The sequence below is a fragment of the Deinococcus sp. genome (genome assembly GCF_018260405.1).
In the GTDB taxonomy this organism is placed as follows: domain Bacteria; phylum Deinococcota; class Deinococci; order Deinococcales; family Deinococcaceae; genus Deinococcus.
In genome coordinates this window covers 6,660-7,769 of sequence record NZ_JAGLBG010000101.1, presented here as the reverse complement: position 1 = coordinate 7,769, position 1,110 = coordinate 6,660, and the positions used below count along the sequence as shown (strand labels likewise).

The 1,110-nt window shown below is 42.4% G+C and carries 1 protein-coding gene; it reads left to right on the top strand.

The features are described from left to right. Positions 1-71 precede the first annotated feature (71 nt). A partial coding sequence (locus QZ269_RS11095; protein ID WP_291426774.1) for a TIR domain-containing protein occupies positions 72-1,110 on the top strand: 1,039 nt, incomplete at its 3' end.

The window sequence follows — 1,110 nt, the reverse complement described above, 5'->3', positions numbered from 1 at the left end:
TGGACTGGCTTAGTTGACGTTTTTCGTGGCGTCTTACCCAAACTCGACTTCTCGTGCTGAGCAGTTACAAATTGAGTTCAATTCTCAGAAAATTAAAAGTTTTAGCTGTAGCGATAAGCGATGAGGCTCTTCTCGAATGGGTAGACCGAGAAGTTAAGGGTTATGCGGGAGTTCCGCTTGATGACTATCCTGAATATAGGGTATTTAAAGCTCTAAACAAGGGCAATTTTCTTGGTATCGCTGGCAGTCAAATGAAAAATGTCGAAGTGCATTCTCTTGGCTTACCTGATTATCTTAGAGATTTCGCTTCAAAGCTCTGGATAGATGAACCTATTGGCGAAATAGAGAGGATGGCTCTAGCCCAAAGTGATAATTGGCAAGAACCTTGGCCTGCGGACTGGGTTGCCGCTTTTGCTGCTCAATTTTTCCAAAATTATCGAGCTATGCAAGTTTGGAAAGTGGTTCCAAGCAGCGCTTTGGAATACGTTCTTTCTACCGTTAGAGAATGCGTTTTAGATTTTTTGCTCGATTTAGAGGGAAAAAACCCCAATTTGTCTAGGAAAGAGTCTGCTTTAGATGAGGTCACTACAACAGACTCAGCAGCAGCAGCAAGTATATTGATTGATAACAAGGCAAAGCAAAAAAGAGGTCCTGATTCACCCAAAAACATAAAGCCAGTAAAGGTATTTATTTCGTACTCTCACAAGGACGAGTTATATAGGCAGGAATTAGAAAATCATATCAGAATCTTAAGCAGAAGGGGATTAATTAGTGTTTGGCATGATAGAAAAATTGGTGCAGGGCGAGACTGGGAGGGCGAGATAGATTCCAATCTAGATACCGCTGATATAGTTCTTCTGCTGATTAGTTCTGATTTTATCGCCTCTGATTATTGCTATGACAAGGAGGTTGATAAGGCTTTGGATAATCATGATTTGGAAAAATCAATTGTTATACCCGTGATTCTACGTTCTGCCCACCTAGAAGGTAGTAAGTTTATGCACCTTCAAGCCTTGCCCACAGATGCTAAAGCCATTTCGTCTTGGCAAGACCGTGACGAGGCGTACACAGTCGTGGCCCGCGGACTTGAAGGGGTTATCGTAGACAGGC